23 protein-coding genes and 1 tRNA gene are annotated in these 26079 nt (G+C 70.9%); 15 read left to right on the top strand and 9 right to left on the bottom strand.

Annotated elements, in window-relative coordinates:
* Nucleotides 1-23: 23 nt before the first annotated feature.
* The 6 genes from JOD64_RS06800 to JOD64_RS06775 all read left to right on the top strand — a co-directional run bounded on the left by JOD64_RS06800 (nucleotide 24) and on the right by JOD64_RS06775 (nucleotide 4937).
* Nucleotides 24-428 (top strand): YjbQ family protein, encoded by a 405-nt coding sequence (locus JOD64_RS06800; RefSeq protein WP_204941457.1) that lies wholly within the window; start codon nucleotides 24-26, stop codon nucleotides 426-428.
* A 233-nt stretch (nucleotides 429-661) separates the two neighbouring features.
* Nucleotides 662-1066 (top strand): MarR family winged helix-turn-helix transcriptional regulator, encoded by a 405-nt coding sequence (locus JOD64_RS06795; protein ID WP_204945941.1) that lies wholly within the window; start codon nucleotides 662-664, stop codon nucleotides 1064-1066.
* 51 nt (nucleotides 1067-1117) lie between these two features.
* Nucleotides 1118-3682 carry a thiamine pyrophosphate-dependent enzyme gene (locus tag JOD64_RS06790; RefSeq protein ID WP_204941456.1) on the top strand — a complete coding sequence of 855 codons (2565 nt, stop codon included), beginning with the start codon at nucleotides 1118-1120 and terminating at the stop codon, nucleotides 3680-3682.
* Between the two features lie 113 nt (nucleotides 3683-3795).
* Complete coding sequence (locus JOD64_RS06785) at nucleotides 3796-4233, top strand: DUF3052 domain-containing protein (RefSeq protein WP_204941455.1); 438 nt, start codon at nucleotides 3796-3798, stop codon at nucleotides 4231-4233.
* 87 nt (nucleotides 4234-4320) lie between these two features.
* Complete coding sequence (locus tag JOD64_RS06780) at nucleotides 4321-4785, top strand: peroxiredoxin (protein WP_204941454.1); 465 nt, start codon at nucleotides 4321-4323, stop codon at nucleotides 4783-4785.
* A 77-nt stretch (nucleotides 4786-4862) separates the two neighbouring features.
* Nucleotides 4863-4937, top strand: a tRNA-Val gene (locus JOD64_RS06775).
* A 270-nt stretch (nucleotides 4938-5207) separates the two neighbouring features.
* On the opposite strand, the gene JOD64_RS06770 is transcribed toward JOD64_RS06775, so the two are convergent.
* The 5 genes from JOD64_RS06770 to JOD64_RS06750 all read right to left on the bottom strand — a co-directional run bounded on the left by JOD64_RS06770 (nucleotide 5208) and on the right by JOD64_RS06750 (nucleotide 10588).
* Nucleotides 5208-5504: a GYD domain-containing protein gene (locus tag JOD64_RS06770; protein WP_204941453.1), complete on the bottom strand. Its 297-nt coding sequence runs from the start codon at nucleotides 5502-5504 to the stop codon at nucleotides 5208-5210.
* The gene (locus JOD64_RS06765; RefSeq protein ID WP_204941452.1) at nucleotides 5480-5884 is read right to left on the bottom strand and encodes a PNPOx family protein; all 405 of its coding nucleotides are present in this window, start codon (nucleotides 5882-5884) and stop codon (nucleotides 5480-5482) included. The genes JOD64_RS06770 and JOD64_RS06765 overlap by 25 nt, the downstream gene beginning before the upstream one ends.
* A gap of 62 nt (nucleotides 5885-5946) precedes the next feature.
* Complete coding sequence (locus JOD64_RS06760; RefSeq protein WP_204941451.1) at nucleotides 5947-7983, bottom strand: ABC transporter permease; 2037 nt, start codon at nucleotides 7981-7983, stop codon at nucleotides 5947-5949.
* Nucleotides 7980-9416, bottom strand: coding sequence for an extracellular solute-binding protein (locus tag JOD64_RS06755; protein ID WP_239559439.1), 1437 nt, complete (start codon nucleotides 9414-9416; stop codon nucleotides 7980-7982). The genes JOD64_RS06760 and JOD64_RS06755 overlap by 4 nt, the downstream gene beginning before the upstream one ends.
* A gap of 401 nt (nucleotides 9417-9817) precedes the next feature.
* Nucleotides 9818-10588 (bottom strand): IclR family transcriptional regulator, encoded by a 771-nt coding sequence (locus JOD64_RS06750; protein ID WP_204941450.1) that lies wholly within the window; start codon nucleotides 10586-10588, stop codon nucleotides 9818-9820.
* A gap of 230 nt (nucleotides 10589-10818) precedes the next feature.
* Between JOD64_RS06750 and JOD64_RS06745 the strand changes: the two genes are divergently transcribed.
* Nucleotides 10819-11367 carry a hypothetical protein gene (locus tag JOD64_RS06745; RefSeq protein ID WP_204941449.1) on the top strand — a complete coding sequence of 183 codons (549 nt, stop codon included), beginning with the start codon at nucleotides 10819-10821 and terminating at the stop codon, nucleotides 11365-11367.
* Nucleotides 11368-11516: 149 nt separating this feature from the next.
* Here JOD64_RS06745 and JOD64_RS06740 read toward each other — a convergent pair whose 3' ends face one another.
* A complete protein-coding gene (locus tag JOD64_RS06740; RefSeq protein WP_204941448.1) occupies nucleotides 11517-12260 on the bottom strand; it encodes an SDR family NAD(P)-dependent oxidoreductase in 744 nt (247 codons plus the stop codon).
* Nucleotides 12261-12497: 237 nt separating this feature from the next.
* On the opposite strand from JOD64_RS06740, the gene JOD64_RS06735 reads away from it, so the two are divergent.
* Together JOD64_RS06735 and JOD64_RS06730 are read left to right on the top strand one after the other, a co-directional pair.
* On the top strand, nucleotides 12498-12977 hold the full coding sequence (locus tag JOD64_RS06735) for a GNAT family N-acetyltransferase (protein WP_204941447.1): 480 nt from the start codon (nucleotides 12498-12500) through the stop codon (nucleotides 12975-12977).
* A gap of 90 nt (nucleotides 12978-13067) precedes the next feature.
* Nucleotides 13068-14210, top strand: a complete 1143-nt coding sequence (locus tag JOD64_RS06730; protein WP_204941446.1) for a polysaccharide pyruvyl transferase family protein — start codon at nucleotides 13068-13070, stop codon at nucleotides 14208-14210.
* An 8-nt stretch (nucleotides 14211-14218) separates the two neighbouring features.
* Here JOD64_RS06730 and JOD64_RS06725 read toward each other — a convergent pair whose 3' ends face one another.
* On the bottom strand, nucleotides 14219-14425 hold the full coding sequence (locus JOD64_RS06725; RefSeq protein WP_204941445.1) for a DUF8847 domain-containing protein: 207 nt from the start codon (nucleotides 14423-14425) through the stop codon (nucleotides 14219-14221).
* 82 nt (nucleotides 14426-14507) lie between these two features.
* Between JOD64_RS06725 and JOD64_RS06720 the strand changes: the two genes are divergently transcribed.
* The gene (locus JOD64_RS06720; protein ID WP_204941444.1) at nucleotides 14508-15026 is read left to right on the top strand and encodes a DinB family protein; all 519 of its coding nucleotides are present in this window, start codon (nucleotides 14508-14510) and stop codon (nucleotides 15024-15026) included.
* Between the two features lie 23 nt (nucleotides 15027-15049).
* Here the strand turns inward: JOD64_RS06720 and JOD64_RS06715 are convergent, their stop codons facing one another.
* The gene (locus JOD64_RS06715) at nucleotides 15050-15922 is read right to left on the bottom strand and encodes a carbohydrate kinase family protein (RefSeq protein WP_204941443.1); all 873 of its coding nucleotides are present in this window, start codon (nucleotides 15920-15922) and stop codon (nucleotides 15050-15052) included.
* Between the two features lie 191 nt (nucleotides 15923-16113).
* On the opposite strand from JOD64_RS06715, the gene JOD64_RS06710 reads away from it, so the two are divergent.
* Both JOD64_RS06710 and JOD64_RS06705 read left to right on the top strand, forming a co-directional pair.
* Complete coding sequence (locus JOD64_RS06710; RefSeq protein ID WP_204945939.1) at nucleotides 16114-19578, top strand: DEAD/DEAH box helicase; 3465 nt, start codon at nucleotides 16114-16116, stop codon at nucleotides 19576-19578.
* The gene (locus JOD64_RS06705) at nucleotides 19578-20486 is read left to right on the top strand and encodes an SWIM zinc finger family protein (protein WP_204941442.1); all 909 of its coding nucleotides are present in this window, start codon (nucleotides 19578-19580) and stop codon (nucleotides 20484-20486) included. Before JOD64_RS06710 ends, JOD64_RS06705 begins: the two co-directional genes overlap by 1 nt.
* 4 nt (nucleotides 20487-20490) lie before the next feature.
* Here JOD64_RS06705 and JOD64_RS06700 read toward each other — a convergent pair whose 3' ends face one another.
* Nucleotides 20491-20748 carry a DUF3040 domain-containing protein gene (locus JOD64_RS06700; RefSeq protein WP_110565672.1) on the bottom strand — a complete coding sequence of 86 codons (258 nt, stop codon included), beginning with the start codon at nucleotides 20746-20748 and terminating at the stop codon, nucleotides 20491-20493.
* 431 nt (nucleotides 20749-21179) lie between these two features.
* On the opposite strand from JOD64_RS06700, the gene JOD64_RS06695 reads away from it, so the two are divergent.
* Genes JOD64_RS06695 through JOD64_RS06685 form a run of 3 tightly spaced genes read left to right on the top strand, consistent with a single transcriptional unit; the run spans nucleotide 21180 to nucleotide 26079 of the window.
* Nucleotides 21180-23279, top strand: coding sequence for a DUF1800 domain-containing protein (locus JOD64_RS06695; protein WP_204941441.1), 2100 nt, complete (start codon nucleotides 21180-21182; stop codon nucleotides 23277-23279).
* Nucleotides 23280-23287: 8 nt separating this feature from the next.
* The gene (locus JOD64_RS06690; RefSeq protein ID WP_204941440.1) at nucleotides 23288-24670 is read left to right on the top strand and encodes a DUF1501 domain-containing protein; all 1383 of its coding nucleotides are present in this window, start codon (nucleotides 23288-23290) and stop codon (nucleotides 24668-24670) included.
* The gene (locus JOD64_RS06685) at nucleotides 24667-26079 is read left to right on the top strand and encodes a ferredoxin reductase family protein (protein ID WP_204941439.1); all 1413 of its coding nucleotides are present in this window, start codon (nucleotides 24667-24669) and stop codon (nucleotides 26077-26079) included. The genes JOD64_RS06690 and JOD64_RS06685 overlap by 4 nt, the downstream gene beginning before the upstream one ends.

Raw genomic sequence — 26079 nt, 5'->3', positions numbered from 1 at the left:
TGCCCTGCGGCAGAATGCGACGTATGCGCAGTGACGTGATCACCGTCCAGACCGGGGCCCGGCCGACCGTCCGGGACATCACCGCGGAGGCCCAGCAGTTCGTCTCCGGCGAGGGCGACGGCCTGCTGCACGTCTTCGTGCCGCACGCCACCGCCGGCCTGGCGATCATCGAGACCGGGTCGGGTTCCGACGACGACCTGCTCAGCGCGCTGTCCGACCTGCTCCCCGCCACGGACCGCTGGCGGCACCGACACGGCTCGCCCGGCCATGGCCGCGATCACGTTCTGCCGGCGTTCATCCCGCCGTACGCCACGGTGCCGGTGCTCGGCGGGCGGCTGGCGCTCGGCACCTGGCAGTCGATCTGCCTGGTCGACACCAACGGCGACAACCCGACCCGCCAGGTCCGCTTCTCCTTCCTCGCCGGCTGAGCGCCGTCCCGTCCCAAGATCCGCACAACTTCACCGGAAGTGCTGCCTCAACGCGTGCCGAGGCAGCACTTTCCCTGATCTTGGGCAGATCTTTACCGGTGTGCGGCCCGAACTTGAGCGCTGAACTGGACGGACGGCGCGCTGCGTACGATGTGGCCGTGACGCAGGAGGCGGGTTCGGCGGCAGGTGGACAGGTGGATCGGGCCGGTCTCGCCACCGAAGTGGTGCGCCGGATGGCGCACCTGACCAGCGCCCTGCGGCATTGGCAGGGCTCCGCGTTCGCTGAGCTGGGGCTCACCCCGGCGGCGGCCCGCGCGCTGCACGAGTTGGACCCGGACCACCCGCTGCCAGCCCGCGATCTCGCCGAGCGGTTGGGCTGCGACCGATCCAACGTGACGGTGCTGGTCGACAAGCTGGAGCAGGCGGGGCTGGTGGAGCGTCGTACCGACCCGGCGGACCGTCGGCAGAAGACGCTTGTGGTGACCGGGGAGGGCCGCGACGTCCGGGATCAGGTGACCGGGGTGATGTCCGACTCCCGACTCCTGTCCGGGCTGACCGATCGGGAGCTGAGCACCCTTCGTGACCTGGTCTGGAAGATGTCCGACGGCAGCTGTCCGGAGCCCTGTGGGCCGGAATGAGCCGACCCGCGCCGGCCGTGTCCCTCTGGGCGACCGGGGCTCCCGTCGGTAATGCTGTCCAACGTGACCACCCCGCAAGATCTCGACGACCGGTTCCGGGAGACGCTGGCGGCGCTGCCCGCCGCGGAGCGGCGGCGTGACCCAGCCGACCCGGTCACCGACGATGCCTCACTGACCGGCGTGCAGTTGCTGGACCTGTTCGACGCGCAGGTGACCAGCCGGCAGCTCGACCTCGCCGGCCGCTGGCTGCGCAGCTTCGGGGAGGGTTTCTACACCATCGGCTCCGCCGGGCACGAGGGCAACGCCGCTGTCGCTGCCGCGCTGCGCCCGACCGATCCGGCGTTGCTGCACTACCGTTCCGGCGCCTTCTACTGCCTCCGCGCCGCGCAGGCAGCCGCCGACCCGGACCGGTCCGGCGATCCGGAGCCGTCCGGAGATTCAGCGCGGTCCGGCGACCCGGGGCGGCCCGGAGCTTCAGCGCGGTCCGGCGATCCGGAGCGGTCCGGGTCCGAGCCGTCCGGGTCCGAGTCGCTTGGGTCCGAGCAGTCCGGGTCCGAGCCGTCTGGGTCCGAGCAGTCTGGGTCTGAGCGGTCCGGGTCTGAGCCGTCCGGCAACCCGGAGCCGTCCGTCGGAGGGTTTGCGGCGTACGCGGACGCGGCCCGGGACGTGTTGCGCGGGATGGTCGCCTCCAGCCAGGAGCCGATCGCCGGCGGTCGGCACAAGGTGTTCGGCCGGGCCGACCTGGCCGTCGTGCCGACCACCTCCACCATCGCCTCGCACCTGCCCCGTGCGGTCGGGATGGGACTGGCCGTGGAGCGGCTGCGGCGGCTGGACAGCGTCGGACGGCGTACCGGTGCCGGGGTGCGGGTCGGCAGCGGGGCGGGCGCCGCCCACGCCCCGTGGCCGCCGGACGCGATCGTGGTGTGCTCCTTCGGCGACGCCTCGGTCAACCACGCCAGCGCCACCGCCGCCTTCAACACCGCTGGCTGGTACGACCACGCCGGGCTGCGTATCCCGGTGCTCTTCGTCTGCGAGGACAACGGGCTGGGCATCAGCGTCCGCTCACCTGAGGGCTGGGTCGAGGCGACCCTGCGGGCCAAACCGGGCATCCGCTACTTCAGCGCGGACGGGGCTGACCCGGTGCAGGCGTACGAGGTGGCGGCCGAGGCTGCGGCCTGGGTGCGCCGGACGCGGCGACCGGCCGTGCTGCACCTGCGCACGGTACGGCTGATGGGACACGCGGGGGCGGACGCGGAAACGGCGTACCGCAGCCCGGCTGAACTGGCCGAGGACCTGGGCGGGGACCCGGTGGCCGCCACCGCGCGGCTGCTCGTCGACGCCGGCGTGGCGACCGGCGAGGAGCTGCTGGCCCGGTACGACGAATTCGGCTGGCAGGTACGCCGGCTGGCCGAGGAGGTGCTGGGCGAGCCGAAGCTGACCTCCGCGGCCGACGTGGTGTCGGCGCTGGCGCCCCGCCGGCCGGTGCGGCTGGCGCGGGCGGTGGCCGACGCCGCGGCGCGGGCCAGCGGGCCCGGCGCTGGCGCCCGGGCGGAGGCGTTCGGCGGTAAGCCGCCGGAGTTGGCCGGCCCGATGACGCTGGCGCAGAGCATCAACGCGGCGCTCGCCGACGGCATGCTCGACCACCCGCAGATGGCGATCTTCGGGGAGGACGTGGCCGCCAAGGGTGGCGTGTACGGGGTGACGAAGGGGCTGCGCGACCGTTTCGGGGCGGCCCGGGTCTTCGACACGCTGCTCGACGAGACGTCGGTGCTCGGGCTGGGCCTCGGCGCCGGGCTGGCCGGGATGCTGCCCGTGCCGGAGATCCAGTACCTGGCGTACCTGCACAACGCTGAGGATCAGCTCCGCGGCGAGGCGGCCACCATGCAGTTCTTCTCGCGCGGGGCGTTCCGCAACCCGATGGTGGTGCGGGTGGCTGGGCTGGCGTACCAGGAGGGGTTCGGCGGGCACTTCCACAACGACAACTCGGTGGCCGTACTCCGGGATGTGCCCGGTCTGGTGGTCGCGGTGCCGGCGCGGCCGGACGACGCCGCGCCCATGCTGCGGACCTGCCTGGCGAGTGCGGCGGTGGATGGCAGTGTGTGCGTGTTCCTGGAGCCGATCGCGCTCTACCACACCCGCGACCTGTACGCGGAGGGTGACGGCGAGTGGTTGGCCGGCTATCCGGAGCCGGGCGGGTGGGTGGCCGGGCACGTGCCGATCGGGCGGGCTCGGGTCTACCGGGTCGGCTCGGCCGAGGACCTGACCATCATCACCTTCGGTAACGGGGTGCGGATGTCGCTGCGGGCCGCGGCGGTGCTCGCCGAGGAGGGAGTGGGCACCCGGGTGGTGGATCTGCGCTGGTTGGCCCCGCTGCCGGTGGCCGACATCATCCGGGAGTCGTCGGCGACCGGCCGGGTGCTGGTCGTGGACGAGACACGCCGCTCGGGCGGGGTCGGCGAAGGTGTGATCGCCGCGCTGGTCGACGCCGGATATGTCGGTGCCGCGCGGCGAGTTGCGGGAGTTGACTCGTTTGTACCATTAGGTCCGGCAGCGCGTCAGGTTCTGGTCTCCGCGGAAGCCATTACCGACGGTGCCCGTACGCTGCTGGCACGGTAAATTCCGTTCCACCCGGTGCGCCACTTGCGCGCGGACGCACAACTGTGTGGACTTTGCCTGACGGCGTCGGCACCGACGCCGCGAGCAGGGACGAGATGAGGAGGCACGCGACAGTGAGCGCGACCGCTGGTCAGGCCGCCGACGGGGTACGCAGCCTGGCGGACCGGTTCGGAATCGAACCGGGGATGGTCGTCATGGAGATGGGGTACGACGACGACGTCGACCAGGATCTCCGGGACGCCCTGACCGACTGCTGTGGAGATCTGGTCGACGAGGACACCGACGAGGTCGTCGACGCGGTATTGGTTTGGTACCGCGAGGGCGACGGTGACCTGTTCGAGCTTCTCGTCGACGCCCTCGGCCCGCTGGCCGACAACGGGGTCGTGTGGCTCCTCACCCCGAAGGCGGGGCGTGACGGGCACGTCGAGCCGAGCGAGGTCGCGGAGTCCGCGCCCACCGCCGGCCTTCAGCAGACCTCGACCGTCAACGCCGGCCGGGACTGGAGCGGCGCACGGCTGGTGCTGCGCCGAGGGGCCAAGGCCAAGAAGTAGCCCACGCCGCACTGCCCGCCCGGCGGTCCGCACTGCCGGGTGGCAGGTTGGTGCTGTTTTACCTGACTCGACCCGAGGAGATCTCGCATGCCCATCGAGGTTGGTGCAGAAGCACCCGACTTCGTACTGAAGGACCAGAACAACCAGGAGGTCCGGCTCTCGGATTTCCGGGGCAAGCGCACCGTGCTGCTGGTCTTCTACCCGCTCGCCTTCACCGGCACCTGCCAGGGCGAGCTGTGCGAGGTGCGGGACAACCTCGGCGAGTACGTGAACGACGACGTCCAGGTGTTGACGGTCAGCGTCGACTCGGTCTACAGCCACAAGATCTGGGCCGACCGTGAGGGCTACCAGTTCCCCATGCTGGCCGACTTCTGGCCACACGGTGCCGTCGCCCAGGCGTACGGGGTCTTCAACGACGTCGCCGGCTTCGCCAACCGGGGCACCTTCGTCATCGACAGGACCGGCGTGGTCCGCTTCGCCGAGATGAACGGCCCAGGCGAGGCCCGGGACCAGCAGGGCTGGCGCAAGGCCATCGCCGAAGCGACCAACTGACCGGAGTACGCCGTGCGTTCGGGCCGGCGGCGAGCAAGGTAAGCTTGCCAGCCACCGGCCCGCCGCACGGGCGATCCGGGCGCGTAGCTCAGTGGGAGAGCACCCGCCTTACAAGCGGGGGGTCGCAGGTTCGAAACCTGCCGCGCCCACCACCACCTGACCAGGTATGACCCGCCCGAGCCCAAGCGCCTTGCCTGGTCGGGCGGGTGCCTGACATCCACGGCTGACACCAGCCCGACGAGCTGGGCCATGCCGTCAGGGTACGGAGACATCGAACGGACTGCACTCGCCCAAGAGGCCGGCCTCAAGCGATCGTCAGCGCGCGATCGCACCAACGACGCGTGGCTGCTGACTCGTTATGCCAGCTCCGCCCTAGAAGTGATGGCTGCGCCGGGCGCGCCATCCTGGCAGTGTGGAAGGCATTAGCCAGCCGTTTTGGCGATGATGCGATCCATCTCCTCGCGACCGAAGGCCCGCAGGGTCGTGGTACGGACGTTGCCCGCCCCGCCGAGCTGCAGGAGTGCCGCGCTGGCGGTTTCGTCGTCGGGCGCCTCGACGACGGCCACGAGGTCGTACGGACCGACGGTCCAGTAGATGTTCAGGAGATTCGCCCCGACATTCTGGGTCGCTGCGGCGAAGGCCTCGGCGCGCTTCGCGGTGTCCTTGTAGCCACGGATCCCCTGATCGGTCCAGTTCAGCAACGCGATATAGGTCGGCATGGTCCTTCACCTCCATGAAGAGACCTCATCGTAAGGGTAATTCCGGGCATAATGGCCGGAATCTGCATCAAGTGCGCACCAGAACGGATGATGCAAGCGTCAACTACCCCCGTTCCAGGGGCCGTGGCCGTGGCCGTGTCGACGAACCCGGCGGGGCCGCCGCGCGGGGAGATGTCACAGTTGCCCTCGGCGTCCACGCTGGCGACCAGGACCAGCGACGGGCAGCCGACCAACCGCCGGGTCTGCTCGGTGAGTTCGGTCATCTGCTTCCGCACGGCCGCGTCGCTGGGGAGTTCGTAGACCCGGCGCAGCGCCTCCTGGTCGGGCACGGCGTCGAGGCGCAGAGAGTCGAAGGCACTGGCGGCAAGCGCTGGCGTCATGCCGCCGACCCTAATGGACGGACCTGGCCGACGGCCTGACCAGAACACACACCTGGGCCAGGTCAGCCCTTAACCGCGCCTGCGGTGAGGCCTTCGGTCAGGAAGCGCTGCCCGAGGGCGTACATGATCACCACGGGGATGCTGACGAGCAGCGACGCCGCGGCGAGTTGTCCTTGCGGCACGACGTCTCCGGCGATCATCGACTGCATCCCGACGGGGAGAGTCTTGTACTCGTCCTTCGTGATGAACACGAAGGCGAAGAGGAATTCGTTCCAGGCATTGGTCAGGGTGAAGAGCGCGACCGCCAGCAGCCCTGGCTTGGCAAGGGGCAGCACCACCCGGCCGAACGCCTGGACGCGGGTGCAGCCGTCGACCAGCGCGGCCTCCTCCAACTCGACGGGGATCGACGAGAAGTACCCCACCAGCAGCCAGGTGGCGAACGGAAGCGTGAAGGTCGGGTACGTCACCACCAGGGACCACAACGAGTCGGTGAGCCGTGTGCCGATGAGCATCTGGTACAGCGGGATGAACAGCAGCGCGCCCGGCATCACGTAGGTGAGCAGCACGGTGACGGTGAAGCCCTGCGCCCCGCGGAACCGCAGCCGCGCCAGCGCGTAACCCGCCAGGGCGGCGCAGACCAGTGCCACCGTCGTGGACGCCGCGGACACCAGCAGTGTGTTGAGGTACCAGCGACCGAACGGCTGGTTGTCGAAGAGAGCGCCGAACTGCTCCAGAGTCCACGGCGTTGGCCACAGGTCGTCGGTGCGCATGACGACCTGGCCCTCGGATTTGAAGGCGGTGACGGCGATCCAGTACAGCGGGCCCAGCACGAAGAAGAGCAACCCGGCCAGCGCGACCCAGGACCCCAGGCCCGACACCACTGACGACGCCCGTCGACCGCCTCGGGACTGGAGGGTCGAGACCACCCGGCCGACCGCCGCCGCGACCAGCAGAATCACACCGAGGACCACCGCCGCCTTCCAGAAGATCTGCGGCGATGCCCAGGCCAGCAGGCCGGTGACCAGCGCGGCGACGACCCACGGCGGCGCCTTGCGGGCCGTCGCGGCCCACCGCCGTGCCCCGATCCACCGCGCTGTCCGGCGTCGCCGGGGCAGTTTGCTGTTGGTGTCCTGGCGCAGCAACCGGACCAGCACGAACACCAGCCCGCCGATGATCGGCAGCATGACGAGCGTGACCGCCGCGCCGGCGCCGTACTGGAGCTGCAGGATGGCCTTCGAGTAGGCGACGAGCACGTACGGCGCGGTCACGTCGCCCGGGCCGCCCTGCGTCAGCAACCAGACCAGGTCGAAGTTGTTGAACGTCCAGATCGACGACAGGGTCACCGTCACGGTGATCACGTGGCGCAGTCCGGGCAGCGTCACGTTGGCGAACCGCTGCCACGACGAGGCGCCGTCGATGGTCGCCGCCTCGTACAGGTCCGCCGGGATGGCCTTCAACCCCGCGAGGAAACACACGGTGAAGAACGGCACGCCCTTCCAGACGTTGACGAGGATCACCGACGGCATGGCCAGCGACGGGTCGGACAGCCAACCCGCAGGCCAGCTGTCGACCAGGTGCGCGCTCGCCAGCAGCGGCCCGATCCCGGTAACGGTGAGCAGCGTGTTGACGCTGCCGAAGATCGGGTCGAGCAGCGCGCGCCAGCTGAACGCCGTGACCACCGTCGGCACCACCCACGGCACCAGGAGCAGCCCGGCCAGCACCGCCCGCCCGCGGCGTCGGTGGTGCAGCAGCAGGGCCGCGGCCAACCCCAGCACGACCTTGAAAACCTCGGCGTACGCGGTGAAGACGAACGAGTTCACCACGCCCGTGTGGAACTGCTCGTCGTTGACGAGCGCGAGGTAGTTGTCCAGGCCGACGAACACGGTGTCCTGCCCGTGCCGTTCGGTGGTGCTGGTGATGATCGACCGAGCGATCGGCACGAGGACGAGCCCGCCGACCAGCACGGCCATCGGCGCCAGGAACAGTGCTGCCAGCCGCCAGTCACGACCCAGCCGCCGCTGGGTCGCCGTGAGAGAGCCGGGTCCCGACGGCAGGGACTTCCTCGCCGCCGGGACCCGCGCAGGACGGACCGACCTCACTGCCGCAGCCCCTGCTGGTTGAAGATCTGCACCATCTTCGCGTGGGCGGCCGTCACGGCCTGCGCCGGCGCCGTGCCCTGCACGACCTGCTGCATCATGTCGGTGAGGACGTAGGCCGACCCCACCGCCTGCTGGCCCGCGCTGGCCTTCTGCGGGAATGCCAGGCCGTTCTTCGTGTTCAGCGGCAGCTTCAACTCAGTGATCTTGCGCAGCATGGGGAACGCCGGGTCGCCGCTGGTGAAGAACGGGTCGGCGTCCCAGACCTTCTCCCAGGCGGGCATCACCAGGCCGGGCGCTTCCTTCGCCACCCCGAGCAGCGCGGGCGCGCTGACCAGGTACTGGGCGAGGAGCTTGGCGAGCGCGGGGTTCTTGGCGCCCTTGAAGACGACGAAGCCCTGCGACTGGCCGAGCAGCAGGGGATTGTCGGTCGCCGGACCGATGCAGTCGGAGAACACGTGGGTGTTCGCGTGCACCGGGTTCTTCTTGGTCCTGGAGTCCGCGTAGACGCTGAACTGGTTGCGGGTGTAGCCGAGGATCCCGGCGAGCCAGTTCTCGTTGTTGCTGGTGTCGGTCCAGCTGGCGATCCCCGGCGGCAACATCGGCTTGTACTTGGGGTTGGTGTAGATGTCGCCGAGGAAGGTCACCGCCTGCACCGTTTCCGGTGAGTCGAAGGTGACCTTCCGGCCGTCGTTGGCGGCGATCGACCCGCCGTAGGCGTTGATCAGCGCCTCGATCATTCCGTTGCCGTCACCGGACCGGTTCACCGTCATGCCCCAGCCGAACCGGCGCTTGGTCGGATCGGAGATCTCCAGGCACAGGTCCCGCAGCTCCTCCCAGCTGTAGATGTCCTTGGGGGAGATGCCCTTGTCCTGCATCCAGTCCTTGCGCAGGAACGACCCGATCCCGATGAAGTGGTACGGGATCGCGAACCACCTGCCGTCGAAGACGCAGAAGTTCTTGGCCTCGGCGCAGGGTTCGCCGTACCTGGCCGTCAGCGCCGTGACGACGTCCGTCACGTCCTCCAGGTCACCCAGCGCCTGGAACTGCGCGACGAACCGTGAGTCGGTCATGAACGCCAGGTCACGGGCCACCCCGCCCTTGACCTCCGCGTCGATCTTGGCGACCACGTCACCGGCGTCCGCCTGGACCAGACTGTTCTCGATCTTCGTGCCGGTCGTGTCGGCGAACTTCTTGATCGAGCTGTCGAGGGCTTCGTTCGCCGCCGTCGAGTAGAGCTTCTGCGACAGCATCCCCATCGCGGAGCCCTTCATCGCCGCCGCGGCGTCGACCAGCTCCTGCGGAACTTCCGCCTGCACCCTGGTGGGAGATTCGGAGTTGCCCCCACACGCGGCCAGACCAGCCGCGCCGAGCACCCCCACCCCCATCCCCAGAAAGCCGCGCCGGGACCACACCGGGTTGTTCTCCATGGACATTCGCCTCCTTCATCTCCGCACCACTGCACGTCGACAGGCGTACCTAACGAACACCGCGATCCTTGTGCTCAGGGGTGTCTCTACGGCGGGGACCACGGGATACGTCGCTGGCACCGCTCAGTCCGTTCGCTTACTCGTCGTCAGAGTCGGTGGGGTTGCCACGGTGGCGACCAGCCCGCCCGTGTCGCCGTGCGCCGTCGGAAGTTCGCCGGGTAGCACGGCAACCATGAGGCGGGCTGAGATAGCGGCGCTGACACTCCGGGCCGGTCGGGTCACGGGCCACCGCCGTTCGAAATTTCGAACTGAGTTCGAGATACCGTATCGAGTGGACGCGACGCTAGGGCAACACACTAAAGGTTGTCAATGTTTCGATGTCGTTTCGGACCGAACCGGCATACCGACTATCGAGGCTGAGCCCGGTAGCCCATGCGGGCAGACAGCGTGGCCGCGCCCTCCCGAACGAGCCCGGTCCACTCCACCTGCGCCTGAGGGGTCCAGCGAATGATCGGCGCGGACAGGCTCATCGCGGCGATGGTCGCGCCGGAATGGTCGCGGACCGCCGCGGCGACACAGCGCATGGCACTGTCGGACTCGCCGATGTCGACCGCGACGCTCTCCGCCCGGACACGTTCGAGATGCGCGCGTAGGTGCTCCGGATCGGTGATGCTGTCCGGCGTCATGCCCGGCAGGGGGCCCTTCGCCAGGACGGTGTCCAGGTCCGCCTGATCGAGGCTCGACAGCAGGATCTTGCCGACCGCCGTGCAGTGGGCTGGCAGCCGCCGCCCGACCGCGGAAACCATCCGAACCGGGTGCGTGCTGTCGAACTTGACGAGGAAGATGACATCGGCGCCGTCGAGCACGGCCACGTGGACCGCCTCGTGACACCCGGCGGCCACGTCCCGTACGACGCACTGCGCCTCGCGGACCAGGTCAAGTCGGCCGGCGAACGCCGCACCGAGTTGGAACAGCGGCATGCCGAGCCGATACTGCACCGGCTGGCCCGGAACCGAGATCAGGTACGAGCGAGCCTCAAGTGTGACGAGAAGTTCGTGGACGGTGGTGCGGGGTAGGTCGAGCAGCTCCATCACCTGGCGGGCGGACAGTTGAGGGCGGTCCAGGAACAGTTCGAGGATGTCGAGTGCGCGAATGACCGCTGGCACCACACGGGGCATGTCGATCAGTCCCTTCGAAGTGCCGGACTCGTGTCAACGACTCCACACGGACCTGCACCCGAAGAGGATAACCGCGCCAGCCCCGGGCGCCAGGCTGCAGAGTCACCCCATGATCCACGGCAGCGATCGCTGGCAGCTCAGCAGGGGAGCGCCCGGCGTGTCGAGTTGCCCAACTGCCAACGATCGAAGGGGAAGGCAGGCCCGCTCGGCGCAAGCGTCATGATGGGCGGGTGCAGGACACCGTCGCCGTCGCGCTGATCACCTCGCTGTCCACGTTGGCCGCTGCCGCCCTGACCGGGCTGGTCGGTGCGCTCAGCACCCGTCGGCAGTTGGCCCACCAGCTCACCGTCGCCCGTCAGGACAGCGTCGAGCGGCGAGCGACGCGCCGGGACGAGCTGCGGCGGAACGCCTACGTGGGATTCCTGGGCGCCTGCGATCAGGCGTACCGGCAGTTGGACCGGCGGTGGCTCGAAGCCGGCGGGGGTGACCCGGTGCCTGGCTACGACGACGCGTACGCGGCGATGCGCGCCGTCGATGAGGCGTACAACCTGGTGTTGCTGGAGGGCCCGGAGGACGTCGCGTCGGCGGCCCGGTCGGTGCTGACCAGCCTCACCACCGAGTACGCCGACCAGCGCCGGTTCGGCGACGGGCTGGGCGATGCGGCGGTGTCGCTGCGCGACCGGCACCGGGAACGCTGGCTCGCGGCGATCGAGGTACGGACCAGCCGCCGGATCTCGTTCGTCGATGCCGTACGCCCGGTGCTGGACCGGGACGGCTGACGCCGCCGAGCTGGAGGGGCGGGCGAGCTACGCGCCGGTCAACTGGGTGCGCTGGGCGACCTGCCTCGCCAGGCATCGAGCCACCCACCGGCCGGGAGAGGGTGGAGGCCGGGCGGCGCCGGATGTGGTGGCGACGCCGCCCGGGTTTCTCAACTGGTGAAGCCACCGTCCACATTGATCACGGCGCCGGTCACGTAGCCGGCCTCGGGGCTGGCCAGGTGCGCGACGGTTGCCGCGATGTCGGCGGGGCGAGCGTAGCGGCCGACGGCAGTGAATCCGCTGATGGCCGCTGCGTTCGGTCCGTCCGCCGGGTTGGCGTCCGTGTCCGTGGGCCCCGGGTTCACCAGGTTGACGGTGATGTCCCGTGGGCCCAGCTCGCGGGCCAGGCCCCGGGTCATCCCGACCAGAGCGGTCTTGCTCATCGAGTAGAGCGTCAACCCGGGAAAGACCGCCCGTTCACCGACGTTGCTGCCGATGCTGATGATCCGTCCGCCGTCGCCCAGGTGCCGCAGCGCCGCCTGCACGGCGACGTACGGTGCCCGGATGTTCACTGCGATCGTCTGTTCCACGTCTGCCGAATCGAGCTCGTCCATTCCGCCGACCAGGAAGACCGCCGCATTGTTCACCAGGATGTCCAGCCGACCCAGGTCGGCGGCCGCCCGGTCGACCGCACCCCGTACGGCGGTCGGGTCGGCGCCGTCGGCCTGAATGGCCAGCGCCCGTCGGCCCAGGGCTTCGATCTGCTTCACCACGGCCCTGGCCCGCTCCGCGTCCTGCCGGTAGGTCAGCGCCACGTCGGCCCCGTCCTCGGCCAGGCGCAGTGCGATGCCGGCCCCGATGCCCCGGGAGCCCCCGGTCACCAGGGCGACCTTGTCGTTGAGTGTCGTCGTCATGCCAATGATCATGTGGCCGCCCGCCCTCCCCGTCTGGCGGCAAACGGACCCCTCCCTCCCACCCCCAAGTCCAATACCCGCCACCCACCCCGTGCGGTGATCAAGAGGTTGGCGTCATCGGTCCCGGCGTGTCGTGACGCAGACCTCCTGATCACGGGTGAGCAATGGAACCCGGTGGCGTGTCCGGGTTGGGTCTGCTGCACTACGCCGTGGCAACCACGAAAGGGGGAGGGCGCCATGACGTTGACGTTGACGCCGATGACGGAGCAGGAGCTGGTCCGGCTGCTGGTCTCGCTGGAAGAGGGGTACGCGGAGGACCTGGTGGTCCACCGAGGTTTCACCCCGGAGGCGGCCCGCGAGCGGTCGGCCAGCCAGATCCGGGAATCGCTGCCGGCGGGCGCAACGACCGAGGGGGCGCTGCTGCGGGTGGGGCGGGTCGGCGACACCGAGGTTGGCTGGATCTGGGTGACCCTGCCGACGGCGGCCGCCCCGCGCCAGGCCTGGATCCACAACATCGAGGTGCACCCGGAGCACCGGGGACGCGGCTACGCACGCCGGATGATCCAGCTCATCGAGGCCGAACTCGCCCAGCGTGAGGTGCCCGAGCTGGGTCTCAACGTCTTCGGTACGAACACCGTGGCGATCGGGCTCTACCGCAGTCTGGGCTTCGAGGTCACCTCGCAGCAGATGGCGAAGCGGATCGACCCGGCGGGCTGAGCCGGCGCAGATCCAGGACGGTTCCCCTACAGGACTGTTCACCTGCCCAGCGGGAAACCGGCGCGGACCGCACCTGGGGAGGAGCGACGGATGACGCACGGTGCCGGACTGACCATCGGTGTGCTCGGCTCGTACGGTGGGCGGAACCTCGGCGACGAGGCGATCCTCACCGGCCTGCTCACCGATCTGCGCATGCAGGAGCCGAATGCCCGGATCATCGTCTTCTCCCGCAACCCGGAGCACACCAGGGCCGCCCACCCGGACGTCGAGGCGGTGCCCTGGGAGGGTGTCAGCCGCACCGACTCCGCCCTGGTCCTCGCCCAGCTCGACCTGCTCATCCTGGGCGGCGGCGGCATCCTCTACGACCGGGAGGCCCGCCGTTACCTGCGGGTCGTCCGGGTCGCTCAGGAGCGTGGCCTGCCCCTGATCACGTACGCGGTGGGGGTCGGGCCGCTCAGCGACGCGGTGGACACCGGCATGGTCCGGGAGACGCTCGCCGGTGCGACCCAGGTGACGGTTCGTGACCAGGAGTCCCGAATGGTGCTGGAGGAGGCTGGTCTGCTCAACCCGATCACCGTCACCGCGGACCCGGCGTTCCTGTTGCAGCCGGAGGACTTCCCGGCCCACCTGCTGGCCGAGGAGGGCGTGCCGGTCGGTAAGCGGCTGGTCGGGATAAGCGTGCGGGAGCCGGGGCGGGCCGCCGAACGGCTCGACGTGGACGGTTACCACCGGTTGCTCGCCCAGATCGGTGACTTCCTGGTGCACCGGATCGACGCGTACGTGCTGTTCGTACCGATGGAACGCGACGACATCCGGCACGCCCACGGGGTGCTCTCCCACATGGTCGCCGCTGACCGGGGTCGAATCCTGCACGGCACCTACTCCCCACAGCAGGTACTCGGGCTGATGCGCCACTTCGACCTGGCCGTCGGCATGCGCCTGCACTTCCTGATCTTCGCGGCGATGGTCGGTACACCGTTCCTCCCCCTGCCGTACGCGGGCAAGGTCTTCGACCTGGCCCAGCGGCTCGGCGTGCCGGCACTGCGTGGCGTGGAGCGGGAGGTCGAGGGGCCGCTACTGGCCGAGGTCGACCGGCTGTGGGACGAGCGGGAGCAGCGCGCCGAGGCCACCGCCCGGCGGGTGGCGGAGGTGTGCGAGCAGGCGCGCGGCACCTCGGAGGTCACCCGTGGCGTCCTGGAGGGCCTGCGCGCCCAGGCCCTCACCCGGGTCTGAGCGGGCGTTCACACCGCGGGACCGGTCCACCGGTAGTGCCACTCGCGGGCCTCTTCGCGGGCGGTCTCCAACTCGTAGATCTGCGCCTCGGCCAGCCCACCCGGACCGACGTGATGGTGGGTCAGCGGTGGACGGCCGTTGCTGTCCAGTTCGACGGTGATGGTCTGCCCGTCCGCCGTGCCGCCGACGAGAAGGATCTGCACGGATGAAGCCATGCGCCCATCCTGCCCGTCGGGCCGGCCGCGCGCAGCGGATAGCGGGGCAGCGCGAGACCCGGGCCGTGGCTAGGGTCGGCAGATGGAGCAGACGATCGATCCGACGCTGGGGCCGGTGCTCGCCCGCACCGGCGACGAACGTGCTGTGCTGGAGTCGTTCCTCGACTTCCACCGTGCTGTGCTGCTGCGCAAGCTGCGTGGTCTCTCCGACGCCGACGCCGGCCGGCGGCTGGTGCCCTCGGCCACCACGCTCGCCGGGCTGGTGAAGCACCTGACCCTGGTCGAGCGGAACTGGTTTCCGACCCTGCTGGCCCCCGAGCCCGGCGACGTCTACCTGACCTCCGACGAGGACGCGGTGGCGAGCTTCACGCTCGGCGAGCAGGACACCATCGCCGGGCTCACCGAGGCGTACGAGCGGGCCTGTGCGCGGTCCCGGGCCGCCGCCGCGAGCTTCGACCTCGACCACGTGGTGCCGCACCCGCAACTCGGTGAGGTGTCGCTGCGCTGGATCCTGGTGCACATGATCGAGGAGACGGCTCGGCACGCCGGTCACGCCGACATCCTGCGGGAGTTGACCGACGGCGAGTCCGGCGCGCTCTGAGCCGACGGCGTCACGCCACGCCCTCACGCCGTGGGCAACAGACCCGGCGGGTACTCCATGCCGTCGTGCGTGCAGGCCGCAGCGGCAACCCGCGCCGCGTACCGGGCCGCCTCCGCCAGCGGCTGGCCACGCAGCCGACCGGCGATCAGCCCGGCCGCGAAGGCGTCGTCTGCTCCGTTGCTGTCGATCACCGGTCCCGGCGGGGCGACGGGTGGCACCGGCACCTGCGTGCCGTCACCCGGGTAGAGCTCTGCGCCGTCCGCGCCCCGGGTGACCACCACCGTCCGGGGTGCCATCGTGCCGGCGAGTGACGCGGCCCGTTCGGCCAGCCGTACGCCGCTCACCAGGACCAGGTCTGCGACCTCGGCGAACGGCCGGTGGTAGGGGTTCTCCCCGTTCCAGTCGTGCAGGTCCGTGGAGAGCCCCACGCCCGCCGGGAGGGCGGCCCGCACGGTGGGCAGCAGCGGCACCAACCAATCCATGATCGAGAGGTGTACGTGCCGGGCGCCCCGGACCAACTCGGCCATCTCCGTCGGCGAGAACGGTGGGCTGCCCCGCCACGGGCGCGGATCGTAGAGCGACGTGCGTTGCCCGCCCGGGTCCACCAGGTTCACCGACCGCCGGGTGCCACCCCGGTCCTCGGCCAGCACCGCCGGCACCCCGGCCCTGGCGAGCGCCGCCCGGACCAGATCGCCGGCCGGGTCCACGCCAAGGGTGTCCACCACCCGTACCCGCAGGCCGAGCGCCCGGCCAGCCAACGTCACCCCGGCGCCGGTGTTGCCGACGCGCAGCGCGATGGGTTCGACGGTGTGCGAGTCGGCGGCCGGTAGCGGCAGCGCCGGCACCCTGACCCGCACATCCACCCCAAGTCCGCCGAGCACCAGAAGGTCGACCATGGGGACAGACGCTAACCCGGGTCGGTCCGCACTTTCTGCCCCGACATAAGGCACATAGGGCCGGAAACGCCAACACGAACTGCAAGATCGCGGGAAGGCTTGGCGGTTTGGGTCAGGGGCGGGGCGTGGGCGCGGATCGTTGCCCGTCGGGGCCGCCTATCCTGGGCGCGGGCGGCGACGAGGGGGAGCAGGTGCTGGTCATCCACGGGCTGTGGCTGCCCGGCGACGGCTCGACCGCCGGCCTCGCCGTCTGGGCCGAGGACAGCGCCGCGCCGCCCCCGCCGGCCCGCCCCGGCCGGCCGCCCCGGGTGCGCTCGCACCCCTTCGCCGCCGGGCACGCCGACCTGGCCGCCGTCCTCGCCGACGCCGCCGAACCGGCCCGCCCGGACACCGTGCTACTCACCCTGCCCACCCGGGCGGGCGCGCCGACCGACTCACCCGAGCTGATCCGGACCGCCGTCGCACCTCCGGCCCGCGGCCGGCTCACCCTGGCCGGGTGGCGGGTGCCCGTGCTGGTGTACGCCCCGGACGACGCGCTGCCGCTGCTGCGCAACCTGGAAGAACTCCCGGCAGTGGCCGGGGCGACCCTGCGTCACCTCGCCGAACTGGCTGACTTCGCCGCCGACCTGGTGACCCGTGGCCGCGTGCTCCCCGGCGTCAGCACGACTGCGGATTCCCACCTGCCCGGCGCTGCCGCCCCGGTGCCGCCAGGCGCCGGCGAACCGGCGCCGCCGGGGGCTGCCGCCACGGGGCCGGTGGGTGCTGCCGCCACGGTGCCGGCGCGGGCGGTCTGGCGTCCGCTGCTGACCGGCACCGACGCCGGTTGGGCGCGGTCGCTCGCGCTGGCCCTGCCACCAGCCGCCCGAGCCGCCGCTGCCGCGCCGGCCGCCGCCGGTGTGCGGACCACGCCGAACACCGCCGCAGCAGCCACCGCCTCAGCGACTACGGTCCCGGCGGCCACTGCGTCAGCGACTACGGTCCCGGCGGCCACCGCCTCAGCCGCTACCGTCCCGGCGAGCACCGCCTCTGTGGCCACCGGTGATGGCGGGGTCGAGCTGACCGCCGCCGCGCTGGTCGCGGATGCCCTCGACGCGCTGACCGACGCCGCCGCGCGGGCTGCTCTGGCGACCACCACGCTGGCCCGGGGGCTGCGGCCCGGTGGTCCGGCGCCGGCCTGGTTGGCCGCGCTCGCCGGCCCCCAGCGCGACTTCACCGTCGACCCAGCCGCGTTGGCCACCCTTCGCGCCGAACTGGACGCCTGGCAGCGCGACGCCGCCGGCGGTCCGGTGCGGGCAAGTTTCCGGCTGGTGGAACCAGCCCCCGACGAGGTCACCGAGCCGATCCTGGCCACCCGCCCGATGCCGGCCGGCACCAACGCGCAGGCCGGCACCAATCCGGAGGCCGACACTGCCCCGGTGCCGGCTGGCACCAACGCGCAGGCCGGCACCAATCCGGAGGCCGACACTGCCCCGGTGCCGGTCGAGACGGTCGGTGGTGGGCGTTGGCGGCTCGAATTCGGGTTGCAGGCGGCTGACGAACCGGGTCTGCACGTCGACGCCGGGCAGGTCTGGCGGGCGCCACAGACGCTCTCCGGGCTGGCCGGCCGTACGGCCAGCCCACAGGAGACGTTGCTCGCCGAGCTGGGCCGGGCCAGCCGGCTCTGGCCGGACCTGGATGCCGCGCTGCGTACCGCCGCCCCCGAGGCGATGAAACTGGACGTCGAGGGAGCGCACCGCTTCCTCAGTGAGGGTGCTCCGGTGCTGCACGCGGCCGGTTTCGGGGTGCTGCTGCCCTCCTGGTGGCAGCGTCCGTCGGCGCGGCTCGGGGCCCGGTTGCGGGCCCGCAGTCGCACCGCGCCGGGCACGGTGGGTGGCACCGACGCGGGTGTTGGTCTGGACGCCCTGGTCGACTACCGCTGGGAGATCGCGCTCGGTGACCAGCCGCTGTCCGCCGAGGAGTTGGCGGCGCTGGCCGAGATGAAGACGCCGCTGGTGCGCCTACGCGGCCGGTGGGTCGAGTTGGATCCGGGGCGGCTCGCCGCGGGTCTGCGCCTGCTCCGCTCCGCAGGTGAGCTGACCGTCGTCGACCTGCTCCGCCTCGGGCTGGCCGACGGCGAGGCCACCGGGGCGCTGCCGGTGCTGGAGGTGACCGCCGACGGGGCACTGGGCGACCTGCTGGCCGGTGCGGTCGAGCGACGGCTCACCCCGCTGGACCCGCCGCCGGGATTCCGGGGGACGCTGCGGCCGTACCAGCAGCGCGGGTTGGCCTGGCTGGCCTTCCTGCGCTCGCTCGGCCTGGGTGGCGTGCTCGCCGACGACATGGGGTTGGGCAAGACGGTGCAGTTGCTCGCGCTGCTCGCCGGGGACCCGGCAGAGGCCGGACCGACCCTGCTGGTCTGTCCGATGTCGCTGGTCGGCAACTGGCAGCGGGAGGCAGCGCGGTTCACGCCGGGGTTGCGTGTGCACGTACACCATGGTGCGGAGCGGGCGCGGGGAGCGGAGTTCACCGCGGCCGCGCACGGCGCGGACCTGGTGCTCACCACCTACTCGGTGGCTGCCCGCGATGCCGCCGACCTGGCCGGCATCGACTGGCACCGGGTGGTGGTGGACGAGGCGCAGGCGATCAAGAACGCGTCGACCCGGCAGGCCGAGGCGGTCCGCGCCCTGCCCGCCCGGCAGCGGGTGGCGGTGACCGGTACGCCTGTGGAGAACCGGCTCGCCGACCTCTGGTCGATCATGCAGTTCGCCAACCCGGGCCTGTTGGGGCCGGCCGCGACGTTCCGCAAACGGTTCGCCGAGCCGATCGAGCGGCATGGCGACGCCGAGGCCGCCGAGCGGTTACGCCGGATCACTGGCCCGTTCGTGTTGCGCCGACTCAAAACCGACTCGTCGATCATCTCGGACCTGCCGGAGAAGCTCGAGATGGAGGTGCTCTGCAACCTCACCGCCGAGCAGGCCGCCCTGTACCGGGTGGTGGTCGACGACATGCTCGCCCGGATCGAGACCAGCGACGGCATCGAACGACGCGGTCTGGTGCTGGCCACCATGACCCGGCTCAAGCAGGTCTGCAACCACCCGGCCCAGCTGCTGCGCGACGGTTCGCCGCTGGAGGGCCGGTCGGGCAAGTTGGCCCGCCTGACCGAGATCGTGGAGGAGGTGCTGGCGGCGGGGGAGCGGGCTCTGCTGTTCACGCAGTACGCCGAGTTCGGCGCGATGCTGCGCGGTCACCTGTCGGCGCGGTTCGGCCGGGAGGTGCTGTTCCTGCACGGCGGCGTCGGCAAGGCCGAGCGGGACGCCATGGTGCAGCGCTTCCAGTCGGCGGAGGGTCCGCCGCTGTTCGTCCTCTCCCTCAAGGCCGGTGGCACCGGGCTCACGCTGACCGCCGCGAATCATGTGGTGCACGTGGACCGGTGGTGGAACCCGGCGGTGGAGGACCAGGCCACCGACCGGGCGTTCCGGATCGGGCAGAGCCGACGGGTGCAGGTCCGCAAGTTCGTTTGCGCCGGAACGGTGGAGGAGAAGGTGGCCGCGATGATCGCCGACAAGCGCAGCCTGGCCGAACGGGTGGTCGGCACCGGCGAGCAGTGGATCACCGAGTTGTCCACCGGCCAGTTGCGTGACCTGTTCGCCCTGGAGGCCGGCGCGGTGGTCGAGTGATGAGCACCGACCGTTTCGCCGACTACGGGCGTCCCCGCCGCGTCGACGGGGGGCTGCGGGCGCGCAGCGCCCGGGGCGCGATCGGCCGGTCCTGGTGGTCCCGGCGTTTCCTGGAGGTGCTGGAGTCGTTCGCGCTCGGCACCCGGCTGACCCGCGGCCGGTCGTACGCGCGGGCCGGTCAGGTGCTCACGCTCGACATCGCACCCGGACGGGTCAGCGCGGTGGTGCAGGGTTCCCGGCCGCAGCCGTACCAGGTGTCCATCGCGTTGCAGCCGTTCCCGGCCGCGCTCTGGTCCCGCATCGAGGCGGAGCTGGCCGGGCAGGCGTTCTTCAGCGCCCGCCTGCTCGCCGGGGACCTTCCCGACGAGTTGGAGGAGTTGTTCGTCGCCGCTGGCGCGCCGCTCTTCCCGGCCGGGGTGGACGAGCTGACCCAGCGGTGCAACTGCCCCGACTTCGCGGTGCCGTGCAAACACCTCGCGGCGACGTTCTACCTGCTGGCCGAGGCGTTCGACGCGGACCCGTTCGAGCTGCTGCACTGGCGCGGCCGATCCCGTGCCGAGCTGCTCGACGAGCTTCGCGCCCGGCGGGCCGAGGCCACCGGTGCCGCTCCGCCACCTGCCCCGGTCGCTGCACCGTCCACTTCGGACGAAATCGCGTCCGAAGTGGACATTGCAGCGCCCCTCGGTGCGGCCCGTGCGCTCGCCGGGCTGTCGGCGACCCCACTGGCCGAGTCGGCGGACCGGTTCTGGTTGCCGCCGGTGCCGTTGCCCGATCGGCCGCCCCGACTGGTGACCGGCCCCGATCTGCTGCTGCGCCAGTTGGGAGCGCCAGCGCCGGCGATTGGCGGGCCGGGACTGCTCGAACGCCTGCGCCGCGCGTACCGGGCGTTCGGCCCGGCCGATCGGTGAGCCGTCACGTCCAGCGGCGGCGGAACCGCCACATGATCGCGGCGTTGGCCACCAGCACCACCGCGCAGATCGCACCGGTCAGCCGACCGGCGAACACGGCTATCGCCGGCAGCGACGCCCACAGCACGATGGTCAACAACATCAGGTAGCGGCCCCTCCGGGCCCGGACCCGGTGGTCCAGCCGGGCGAAGAAGGCCGGGTCACTTTCCCGGAGCTGACGGGTGATCTGGTCGAACCTGCGCTGATCCTCTTTGCTGAGCATGGCGCTGCCTTCCCCTCACGCGTTCAGCGGTTCGGCGGCATACCCGCTGTGGTGGCGGCTCACGCTCGCCTGCTGCCGCTACTTTTCCTCGACGCGAGGGCACCTCATGTCCGGCTTACCCCAACCTTAAGTTTGCCTGTGGGGGTGTACGGCGTGGAAAGTGTCGCGTACGGCGTCGTGGTCCGATCCGTACCCGGCTGCCACGCGTACGCCCTGCTGGGAAGGTCCATGGATGCCTCGGGCCCGCCGCCTGCCTCCGATGTCGCACTGAGCGCTGTCTTAAGTGCCCGCAGGAGGGTGTTCAGCCCACCTTGAAGGCACCTGGGGCCTTGGTTACCTTGCCGTAGCAACCCCCTCAGGCAACAGTCGCCGCACCTGCCGCACCTGCCCGGTCGCAGCTTCCGGCGCTCATCAGAAATCGGGATTGGTACATGGCTGACCAGAATGTGCCACCACGTCGACCACGGGACGACCGCGGTTGGGACGGACGCCAGCACCACGGCGCGGACGGCTACGGCGACCCCAGCGCGTCCGCGCCCTACGGGTACGACACGCCCCACCCCTACCAGGGTGGCTACCCCGCCCAGGCCGACCCACGCGAGCAGTACGGCGACGGGTACGCGCACGCCGGACACCCCGCCCCCGCCCCGCGCGGCCCGCAGTGGGTCGGCCCGGAGGGTCTCGGTCGTCCGGCGCCGACGCGGCCGGCCGGCACTGGACTCCCCACCCTGGACGATGACGACGAGTCCGGTCGCAAGGTCGGCCGGCGCAAGGCCATGGTCGCCCTCGGCGGCACCGCTGCCGTCGTCGCCGGTGGCGCCGCGCTCGCCATGACCCCGCAGCTCCGTGGCCTGTTCGGCGACGAGGCCGTGGCCGGCGACGCGACCGGCAGCACGGTGACCGACGGCACCGCCGCGCGGCCCAGCGGCCAGCAGCCCAGCACGGTGCGCACCTACACCGAGCAGAACGAGAGCTACATGGGCTCCCGGGCCGGCGAGGCGCTGAAGAAGAACGCGCCGACCAGTGGACGGACCCTGTCCGGTCCGGCCGCCGCCGCGGCGGCGACCCAGGTGACCGTCAAGACCGTGCTGGCCAAGGACCCGATCCTGCACCTGGCCCGGCGCGCCACCTTCGGGCCGACGCCCGCGGTGATCGCCGACATCAAGAGGCAGGGCATCGACGCCTGGATCCGCGCCCAGCTGGCTCCGGAGAAGATCGAGCCGAGCAAGGCCGAGCTGAAGCTTACCGAGCTGCCCACCCTGAAGCTCGACACGCAGCAGTTGCGTGCCCAGCGGGACCAGCTCAACGACCAGGGCGCCCAGCCGGAGCGCGAGATGGTCGACGCCACCATCGCCCGGCAGATCTGGTCGAACCGCCAGCTGTTCGAGGTGATGGTCGACTTCTGGAACGACTTCCTGCACGTCGCCGCCGACTTCGACGGCGGTGAGGTGTACCGCAACTCGTTCGACCAGGACGTCGTGCGCAAGCACGCGTTGGGCAGCTACCCGGAGATGCTGGTCGCCGCGAACAAGCACCCCGCGCTGCTGATCTACCTGAACCAGAAGGACTCCCGCAAGGACGCGATCAACGAGAACCTCGCCCGGGAGAACCTCGAGCTCTACTCGGTCGGCGTCGACGGTGGTTACGAGGAGCAGGACGTCCGGCAGGCGGCCATGCTGCAGACGGGCCGCGGCGTCGACCGGGACGGCAAGTACGTCTTCAAGCCCGAGCAGCACTACGTCGGCAAGGTGAAGATCCTCGGCTTCAGCCACGCGAACAACTCGGCGGACCCGAAGAAGGCCGACGCGGCGATCGACGCGTACATCACCTACATCGCGCTGCACCCGTCGACCGCGAAGTACGTCGCGCAGAGCCTGGCGACACGGTTCGTCTCGGACACCCCACCGAAGTCCCTTGTGGATCGGCTGGCCAAGACGTACACGACCAACAAGGGCATGATCAAGCCGGTGCTGATGGCGCTGTTCTGCTCCTCCGAGTTCTGGGCTGGCGTGGGCCAGAAGGTGCGTCGGCCGATGGAGTACCTGGTCGCCACGTACCGCGTCCTGGGCGTCTCGCCGGAAGCGTCGCCGAAGCACAACAACGGTGACAACAAGCGCACCCCGTACGCCCGGGGCCTGCGGCAGATCCACGACAAGCTGCGCGAGCTGGGCCACTCGCCGATGGGTCAGCCCACCCCGGACGGCTACCCGGACGTCTACGTCGCCTGGACGTCGGCCGGCACCATGGTCAACGGCTGGAACGAGGCGGGCGAGATCATCGCCGGCTACCGCACCACCTTCACGTACACGGCCCCGGAGAAGCTGGTCGCCAAGCCGCCGGCCACCGCCGGGGCGTACGTGGACGCACTCTCCCAGCGGCTGGTGGGTCAGAAGCTGAGCGCGCGGGAGAAGAACCTGATCCTCGGCGTGGCCGGCGTGCCGGCGACCGCCAAGGTCGACGCCACGTTCAACGGGGCCATCACCGCCGTCGCGCGGGCGATCCTCGCTTCCCCCCAGCACCACCTCAGGTGAGGCACCCGATGGAGAAGACTGTGTACAACTCTTTCCCCCTGCACCCCGAATGCCCCGACGTGCGGCGGCTCGCCGACAACCCGGCCGAGGCGTTGCTGCGTGCCGAGGCGGACATCGTCGCCGCCGAGAACGCCGCCGAGTTCGACCGCTACCGCACGCTGGAGAACCTGGAGGAGGCCCAGCAGGACGGTCGTGGCGTCACCCGGCGGACGTTTGTCGTCGGTGCCGCGGCCACCGCGACCGCCCTGGCCACCGCGCAGTTCGTCACCACGTCGGCGTCGTTCGCGGCGACCAAGACCGGCACCCTGATCCACGTCTTCCTCTACGGGGGGCTGGACGGGCTGAGTCTGATCGCCCCGGACAACGACCCCGTGCTCGCCAAGGCCCGCCCCGATCTGCTGCTCGGCAACGACTCGCTGGCCCTGGACCGCGGCTTCAAGCTGACCAGCGCGTTCAAGCCGCTGGAGAAGTGGCTCACGGCCGGCCAGTTGGGCTTCATCCCGGCGGCCTCCGACGAGCGACTGTCGCGTAGCCACTTCCAGGCGGCGGACGCCTGCAACCTGGGCGGGCTCCCCAACGAGACCGGCGGCCGGGGCTGGCTGGACGGTCTGGTCGACAACCTGGGCAAGGGCACCGCGTTCCGCAGCGTCGGAATCGGCAGCACCCTGCCGCGCTCACTGGTGGGCAACAACGGCGCACTGTCGCTGAACAACGTCGGGTCGTTGCGGCTCAACGGCGACGAGCGCTTCCGGGCCGCCACCGAGAAGGCCATCAAGGGGCTCTTCACCGGGATCAACCACCCGGTCGAGGAGGCCGTGCAGGAGGGCATGGGCGCGCTGGCCACCGCCCAGCAGTTGGCCGCCAAGCCGTACGAGCCGGTCGAGGGTGTCAAGTACGAGGGCGTCGGCAACGCCTTCAAGCAACTCGCCCAGCTGATCAAGGGTGGCGCCAACGTCCGGGTCGCCACCGTCGGCATGGGCGGTTACGACACCCACGAGAACCAGGGCACCAGTGCGGGCGGCCAACTGCACCGCCGGTTGAACGAGCTGGCCAACGCGATGGCCGCCTTCTTCACCGACCTCGGCCCGCAGGCCGCCGACGTGACGATCATGGTGTCCAGCGAGTTCGGCCGTCGGGTCGGCTCCAACAGTGGCGGCAGCGACCACGGGCACGGCGGGGTGGTCACCCTGCTCTCCGGCAAGAAACTGGCCGGCTCGGTGCTCGGCAACTGGAACGGTCTGGACAAGCTGGACTCCGGTGACGTGCCCGAGTACAACAACATGTTCAACATCTACGGCGCGGTGGCTCAGGGCCGGTTCGGTCTCACCAACGCCGAGGTCGAGAAGGTCTTCCCCCGCCAGAAGTACGCCCCGATGAAGCTGTACGCGTGACGCGTTCGCACACCCACGCCGCCGGCCGTCGTACCGGGACCTCGTCCCAGCACGGCGGCCGGTCGGCGGTCCCCCCGCAGATCCCGGCCCGGCGCGGACCCGGCGGCCGGCGGCTGCTGGCCGTGCTGCTCCTGGTCGGTCTGTTCGCCAGCGTGCTGCCGTGGTGGCTGGGCACCCCCGCCGGTTCGTTGCGGAGCACCGCGGCCACCGTCACCGCGGCCGGCCGGATCAGTGGCCTGATCGCCGGCTACCTGTTGCTGGTGCAGGTGCTGATGATGAGCCGGCTGCCGGTGCTGGAGCGGTGGATCGGCGGCGAGCAGATGGCCCGCTGGCATCGCGACGTCGGTGCCACCCTGCTGGTCGCCGTGCTGGCGCACCTGTCGCTGATCCTCGTCGGCTACGCGGACCTGCGGAACCAGTCGGTTCTCGCCGAGGTCGGCACGCTGCTCGGTGACTACGAGGACATGGTTTCGGCGTTCGTCGCCACCGGCATCATGATGCTGGTCGGGTTCAGCAGCATCCGGGCGATCCGGCGGGCGCTGCCCTACGAGCTGTGGCACGTGCTGCACCTGTCCAGCTACCTGATCCTGCTGCTCGGCTTCGGCCACCAGTTCACCCACGGTGCGCAGCTGTACAAGCCGGGACCGGTCCGCACCGGCTGGATCGCGCTCTATCTGCTGGTGGTGGCCGCCCTGCTCTGGGGTCGGGTGATCGCGCCGCTGGCGTTCAACCTGCGCCACCGGTTGCGGGTCGCCGACGTTGTCGCCGAGAGCCCCGACACCATCTCGATCTACCTCACCGGTGAGCGGCTGGGTCGGTTGGCGATGCTCGGCGGCCAGTACTTCCGCTGGCGCTTCTTCGCCCGGGGCTGCTGGTGGCAGTCACACCCGTTCTCCGTCTCCGCCGCCGGGAACGGTCGCTGGTTGCGGCTCACCGTCAAGGTCGTCGGCGCGCACACCGCGGACCTGCGCGACCTGGAACCGGGCACCCGGGTCTGGGCGGAGGGCCCGTCGGGCACCTTCACGGCCGCGCACCGGGTCCGTGAGCGGGCCCTGCTGATCGCCGGTGGCAGCGGCATCACGCCGATCCGGGCCATGCTGGAGGAGTTGCCGCCGGGCGCGGCCCTGATCTACCGGGCCCGTACCCCGGCCGACGTGCTGCTCAGCCGTGAGCTGGACTGGTTGGCTCAGGAGCGGGACACCGCGATCTGGTACGTCATCGGATCCCGCGACGACCCCGGCCCCCGTCAGCTGATGAGCCCGGACGGGTTGCGTCAACTCGTGCCCGACGTGGCCCGGCGTGACGTCTACCTGTGCGGGCCACCCGGTCTGGTGGAACAGTCGGTCCGCGCGCTGCGCCGGGCCGGCGTGCCCCGACGGCAGATCCACCTGGCCACGTTCGAGTTGTAG

The sequence above is a fragment of the Micromonospora luteifusca genome (genome assembly GCF_016907275.1).
In the GTDB taxonomy this organism is placed as follows: Bacteria; Actinomycetota; Actinomycetes; order Mycobacteriales; family Micromonosporaceae; genus Micromonospora; species Micromonospora luteifusca.
Note: the sequence above shows the minus strand (reverse complement) of the source record. Positions and strands in the feature narration are given on the sequence as shown.